Source organism: Modestobacter sp. KNN46-3 (assembly GCF_011039295.1).
Genome location: NZ_JAAKGN010000223.1, coordinates 1 through 5,877 on the forward strand (window position 1 = coordinate 1; position 5,877 = coordinate 5,877).

Consider the following 5,877-nt stretch of genomic DNA (forward strand, 5'->3'; position numbering starts at 1 on the left):
CGAGCGGGCGAAGGCCTTCTCCGCCAAGGTGCGGGACGTCTCGGAGTTCCTCGCCGACCTCGGCAGCGTCGCCCCGCGGCACCCGCTGGAGGTCACCGTGGCCTACCACGACGCCTGCCACCTGGGGCACGCGCAGGGCATCCGGAGTCAGCCGCGCAGCCTGCTGCGGGAGATCCCCGGCCTGCAGGTGAAGGAGATCGCGGAGGCCGAGGTCTGCTGCGGCTCGGCCGGGATCTGGAACGTGCTGAACCCCGAACCCGCCCGCGAGCTGGGCGACCGAAAGGCCCGCAACATCGCCGGCACGGGGGCCCAGCTGCTGGTGACCGCGAACCCCGGGTGCCTGATGCAGGTCTCGTCCTCGCTGGAGCGGCAGGGCACCCGGATCGGCCTGGCCCACACCATCGAGGTCATCGACGCCTCGATCCGGGGTCTCCCGGTCAGCACCCTCGGCCCGCAGCACTGACGAACGGCCCGCCCCGGTTGGGGCGGGCCGTTCGGCGTTCAGTCGGTCTGGCCGGTGACCTCGGCCTCGTGCGCCTCGCCGAGCCGGTTCAGCCGGCCCAGCAGCAGGGCGAGGGTCGCGACGTCGGAGGTCTCCCAGTCGGCGAGGTCGGCCTCCCAGCGCGCCCGACGGGCATCGCGCAGCCGGCTGAGCCGCCGGTGCCCCTCCTCGGACGTCGACAGCACCTGGGCTCGGCCGTCGTCGGGGTCGGCGACCCGGTCGACCAGGCCGAGGTCGACGAGCGAGGACACCTGACGGCTGACCGTGCTCTTGTCCAGCCCAAGCCGCGCGACCACGTCACTGGCCCGCAGCGGGCCGGCGTCGTCCAGCAGCACCAGCAGGCCGTACGCCGCGCCGTCGAGGTCCTGGTGCAGCTGGCCACCCAACCGGCCGGAGATGGCCCGAGCTCGGCGGAGCAGCAGGGCCACCTCGCGTTCCAGCGCGACGTAGGCGGCATGCGGGTCCTGCGCGGCGCTGTCCACGTCGGCTCCGTCCGGGGTGGCGCGAGCTGCGCTGTCGACGGTCACACCGTTCTCCACGTCCGAGGCGGACTCGGCGTTCCCGAAACGCGTCACTGCCGGCCTGTCGGCCGCCACACCACCAGGGCAGAACTGGACGTGCGGGGCACCAGGTCCCGGCGGTAGGCCGCCGCCACCGCGGACTCGGCCGCGATCCGGTGGGCCTCGGAGAGCTCCAGCTCGTCGAGCAACTCGGCCACCCGTGCCTGCAGCGCCTCGACCCGGGACTCCAGCTCGATGATCCGCTTGATCCCGGCCAGGTTGACGCCGTCCTCCTGACTCAGCCGCTGCACCTCGCGCAGCAGCGCGACGTCCCGCGGGCTGTACCGGCGGCCCCCGCCGGCCGTGCGACCGGGGCTCACGAGGCCGAGCCGGTCGTACTGCCGCAGCGTCTGGGCGTGCATGCCGGCCAGCTCGGCGGCGACGGAGATGACGAAGACCGGGGCGTCCTCGGCGAAGGAGCGGCCGGGGTCGGGGAGCGTCATCGCGCCGCTCCGTTCCGCAGCGCGGCCGTGACCTCCGGTCGCGGGTCGTCGGGCAGCTCGGCGGCGAGCTTCTCGATCGCCTCCCGGGCACCCGGGGTCAACCGACTGGGGACGGCGACCTCCACGGTGACCAGCAGGTCGCCGGTCGTGCCCTTGGCCGGCACGCCGCGCCCGCGGACCCGGAAGGTGCGGCCGCTGGAGGTGCCGGCCGGGACCTTCAGCGACACCGACCCGTCCAGGGTGGGCACGGTGAGCGTGGTGCCCAGCGCCGCCTCGGCGAAGGAGACCGGCACGGTGAGGGTGAGGTCGTTGCCGCTGCGCCCGAAGAGCTCCGAGCCGCTGACGTGGACGACGACGAACAGGTCGCCCGCCGGGCCACCGCGTCGCCCGGGGGCGCCCTTGCCGGGCAACCGGATGCGCTGCCCGTCCTTGACCCCGGCCGGGATGCGCACGGTGATGGTGCGGGTCTGGGTGGTGACCCCGCCGCCCTTGCACTCCGGGCAGGGGTCGTCGACCACCGAGCCGGTGCCGCGGCACTCCTTGCACGGCTCGGAGAAGGCGAACGCGCCCTGGCTGCGGCTGGTGACGCCCGCGCCGTTGCAGACCGGGCAGGTGTGCGGGCTGGTGCCCGGGCGGGCACCGCTGCCGGCGCAGGTCGGGCAGGTGCCCGGGCTCTGCATCCGCAGCGGCACGGTCACGCCGAGCACGGCCTCGTCGAAGGCGAGGGTGGCCTCCGTCTCTACGTCCTGACCTCGGGCCGGACCGGATGCGGCCTGGCTGCGGCCGCGCGCGGAGCCACCCGGGCTCGTGGCGCCGCCGGTGAACAGGCCGCCGAAGATGTCGCCCAGGCCACCGGCCCGCCCGCCGGCGCCGGGGGCGCCGGACGCGCCGCCGAAGAGGTCGCCGAGGTCGAACGGCTGGCCCGCGCCGGCACCGCCCCCGCCGGGGAAGCCACCGGGGAACCCGCCGGGCGCACCGGCGCCGGGTCGGAAGCCACCAGCACCGAAGAGCCGGCGCGCGTCGTCGTACTCCGCCCGCCGCTTCGGGTCCGACAGGACGTCGTAGGCCTCCGAGACCTCCTTGAAGCGGGTCTCGGCCTGCGAGTTGCCCGGGTTCTTGTCCGGGTGCAGCTCACGGGCCAGCTGTCGGTAGGCCTTCTTGATGGCGGCGGCGTCGGCGTCCTTGGCGACGCCCAGGGCCGCGTAGTAGTCCTTCTCGATGAAGTCCCGGGTGCTGCTCATCGGGCGCCTCCTCTCTGCTGGGCGGGGGACGGGCCGGGCCGGCCTCCGGGAGACGGAGGCCGGACCGGCCGGGGGTCGGGCTCAGCCGGCGGCCGGGCCGGAGCCCGACTGATCGGCGTCCGCGGCGGTGTCGACCACCTCGGCGTCCACGACCTCCGGTCCCGCAGCCGCAGCAGGTGCGGCCGGGGCCTCCGGCTCGCTCACGCCGACCATCGCGGTGCGCAGCACCCGGTCACCGCGCTGGAAGCCCGGCCGCAGCACCGTGGTGGCGGTCGGCTCGCTCACCTCCGGGGAGGTGTCGTGCAGGACCGCCTCGTGGAGGGCCGGGTCGAACGGGTCGCCCGGCTTGCCGAACGAGGTGACCCCGAGGCCGTCGAGCAGCCCCAGCACCCGGTCGGCGACGACCTTGAAGGCGCCGGTGAGGTCGCCGTGGTCCCGGGCGCGCTCGATGTCGTCGACGATCGGGAACAGCTGGCCGGCGAAGCGCTCGGCCGCCTGGTCGACGACGAGCACCCGGTCACGCTCAACCCGGCGCCGGTAGTTGGCGTACTCGGCGGTGACCCGCTGCAGGTCCTCGGTCCGCTCGGCCAGCTGCCGCGCGGTGTCGTCGGCCCCGCTCTCGATCCCGCCGGTCACCGGCGGTTCGACGACCGGGCCCGCTCCGTTCCCGGAGCCACTCGTGTCGTTCTCGTGCTCGCTCATGTGTTCTCCCTGCTCCGGCGTGGCACCGGCCGGCTCGTCACCGGCCGGCACACGGACCGTGCCGCTGGTCGGGTCGATGCGCCGCTCGTCACGGATGACGACCCGCGGCGCCTGCTCGTCCTGCTGGCTCATCGTCTCCCGCTCGGTGCACCGGCCCGGTCACCCGGGCCGGTGCAGCTGCGCGTCGACGGTGAGGTCAGCGCTTGTCGGACTCGTCGTCCACGATCTCGGCGTCGACGACGTCGTCGTCCCCAGTGGCCCCGGTCGAGGTCGCACCGGTGGCATCGGTGCCGCCGTCGAAGCCGGCGCCACCTGCCGCACCGTCGGTGGCCCCGTCGGCCTGCGCCTGGGCGTAGAGGGCCCCACCGACCTCCTGGGAGATGCGGGCGACCTTCTCCTGCGCGGTCTTGATCGCGGCGATGTCCGACCCACCGAGGGACGACCGGAGCTCGGTCAGCGCCTCGCCGAGCTCTTCCTTCTTCTCGGCCGGGATCTTGTCGCCGTTCTCGGCCAGGAACTTCTCGGTCTGGTACTGCAGCGACTCGGCGAGGTTGCGGGTCTCGGCCTCGTCTCGGCGCTTCTTGTCCTCCTCGGCGTGCGCCTCGGCGTCGGCCATCATCCGGGCGATGTCGTCCTTGGGCAGGGCCGAGCCGCCGGTGATGGTCATCGACTGCTCCTTGCCCGTGCCGAGGTCCTTCGCGTGAACGTGCACGATGCCGTTGGCGTCGATGTCGAAGGCGACCTCGATCTGCGGGACGCCGCGGGGCGCCGGCGGCAGACCGGTCAGCTCGAACATGCCGAGCTTCTTGTTGTAGGACGCCATCTCGCGCTCGCCCTGGAAGACCTGGATCTGCACGCTCGGCTGGTTGTCGTCGGCCGTCGTGAAGATCTCCGAGCGCTTCGTCGGGATCGTGGTGTTGCGCTCGATGAGCTTGGTCATGATCCCGCCCTTGGTCTCGATGCCCAGGGAGAGCGGGGTGACGTCGAGCAGCAGGACGTCCTTGACCTCACCGCGGAGCACACCGGCCTGCAGCGCGGCGCCCACGGCGACGACCTCGTCGGGGTTGACGCCCTTGTTGGGCTCCTTGCCGCCGGTCAGCTCACGGACGAGCTCGGTGACGGCCGGCATCCGGGTCGAGCCACCCACCAGGACGACGTGGTCGATGTCGCCGACCTTGACGCCGGCGTCGCGGATCGCCTGGTTGAACGGGGCCTTGGTGCGGTCCAGCAGGTCCTGGGTCAGCCGCTGGAACTCGGCGCGGGTGATCGTGACGTCCAGGTGCATCGGGCCGTCGGCGCCGGCGGTGATGTAGGGCAGGTTCACGTTCGTCGACTGCGCGCCGGACAGCTCGATCTTGGCCTTCTCAGCGGCCTCACGCAGACGCTGCATGGCCAGCTTGTCCTTGGCCAGGTCGATGCCGGACTGGGCGTTGAAGGTCTGCACGAGGTGCTTGACGACCCGCTCGTCCCAGTCGTCGCCACCGAGCTTGTTGTCACCGGCGGTGGACTTGACCTCGATGACGCCGTCGCCGATCTCCAGCAGGCTGACGTCGAAGGTGCCGCCACCGAGGTCGAAGACCAGGATGGTCTGCTCGGTCTCGCCCTTGTCCAGGCCGTAGGCCAGGGCCGCGGCGGTGGGCTCGTTGACGATGCGCAGCACGTTGAGGCCGGCGATCTCCCCGGCCTCCTTGGTGGCCTGGCGCTGGGCGTCCTCGAAGTAGGCGGGGACGGTGATGACGGCCTCGGTGACCGGCTCGCCCAGGTAGGTCTCGGCGTCGCGCTTGAGCTTCTGCAGCACCCGGGCGCTGATCTCCTGCGGGGTGTACTGCTTGCCGTCGATGTCGCCGGTCTTCCAGGTGGTGCCGATCTCGCGCTTGACGCTGCGGATCGTGCGGTCGACGTTGGTGACCGCCTGGTTCTTGGCCGACTGGCCGACCAGGACCTCGCCGTTCTTGGCGAACGCGACGACCGAGGGAGTGGTGCGCGCACCCTCGGAGTTGGCGATGACGGTGGGCTCGCCGCCCTCGAGGACCGCGACGACGGAGTTCGTGGTGCCGAGGTCGATTCCGACTGCTCGTGCCATGGAAGGCCTCTCCTAGCGTTGCTGACGGGATGGTGCTGGTCTGGGAGTCGAGGGCCGGCGCCGTCCATCGCTGGGCCTTGCGCCTGGTCCGCTCAACTTTCCTGCCCAGCCTAACGGCAGGGGTGGCGGCTGTGTTCCCAGGGGCCGACCTCGTGACACGCCCCTCATCGACCGGGCGCCGTCGCCGTGCCGTCACGGTCGCGCCCCCGTCGCACCGGGATCAGGTCACCTGGTCATGTGGGCACCTACCCAGCGGCCGACCGTTCGGTAGGTGCCCACACGGTCAGGTAGGACGTCGACCTCAGCCGGTCAGGCTGGGACGGCGCACCACCCGGAACCCGCGCGG

Annotated in this window: 6 protein-coding genes; 1 reads left to right on the forward strand and 5 read right to left on the reverse strand. The window is 72.8% G+C overall.

Annotated elements, in window-relative coordinates; translation table 11 throughout:
- On the forward strand, nucleotides 1–463 hold a 463-nt coding region (locus tag G5C62_RS25075; protein WP_164703157.1), incomplete at its 5' end, for a (Fe-S)-binding protein.
- A gap of 38 nt (nucleotides 464–501) precedes the next feature.
- On the opposite strand, the gene G5C62_RS25080 is transcribed toward G5C62_RS25075, so the two are convergent.
- From G5C62_RS25080 to dnaK, 5 genes are all read right to left on the reverse strand, one after another.
- Nucleotides 502–1,029 (reverse strand): MarR family winged helix-turn-helix transcriptional regulator, encoded by a 528-nt coding sequence (locus tag G5C62_RS25080; RefSeq protein WP_231558300.1) that lies wholly within the window; start codon nucleotides 1,027–1,029, stop codon nucleotides 502–504.
- A 44-nt stretch (nucleotides 1,030–1,073) separates the two neighbouring features.
- Nucleotides 1,074–1,505, reverse strand: a complete 432-nt coding sequence (locus tag G5C62_RS25085; RefSeq protein WP_036336340.1) for a heat shock protein transcriptional repressor HspR — start codon at nucleotides 1,503–1,505, stop codon at nucleotides 1,074–1,076.
- On the reverse strand, nucleotides 1,502–2,746 hold the full coding sequence (gene dnaJ, locus G5C62_RS25090; RefSeq protein WP_036336339.1) for a molecular chaperone DnaJ: 1,245 nt from the start codon (nucleotides 2,744–2,746) through the stop codon (nucleotides 1,502–1,504). Before dnaJ ends, G5C62_RS25085 begins: the two co-directional genes overlap by 4 nt.
- Nucleotides 2,747–2,827: 81 nt before the next feature.
- A complete protein-coding gene (gene grpE / locus G5C62_RS25095) occupies nucleotides 2,828–3,580 on the reverse strand; it encodes a nucleotide exchange factor GrpE (RefSeq protein ID WP_036336338.1) in 753 nt (250 codons plus the stop codon).
- Nucleotides 3,581–3,644: 64 nt separating this feature from the next.
- Nucleotides 3,645–5,531 carry a molecular chaperone DnaK gene (gene dnaK, locus G5C62_RS25100; RefSeq protein WP_036336337.1) on the reverse strand — a complete coding sequence of 629 codons (1,887 nt, stop codon included), beginning with the start codon at nucleotides 5,529–5,531 and terminating at the stop codon, nucleotides 3,645–3,647.
- Nucleotides 5,532–5,877 lie beyond the last annotated feature (346 nt).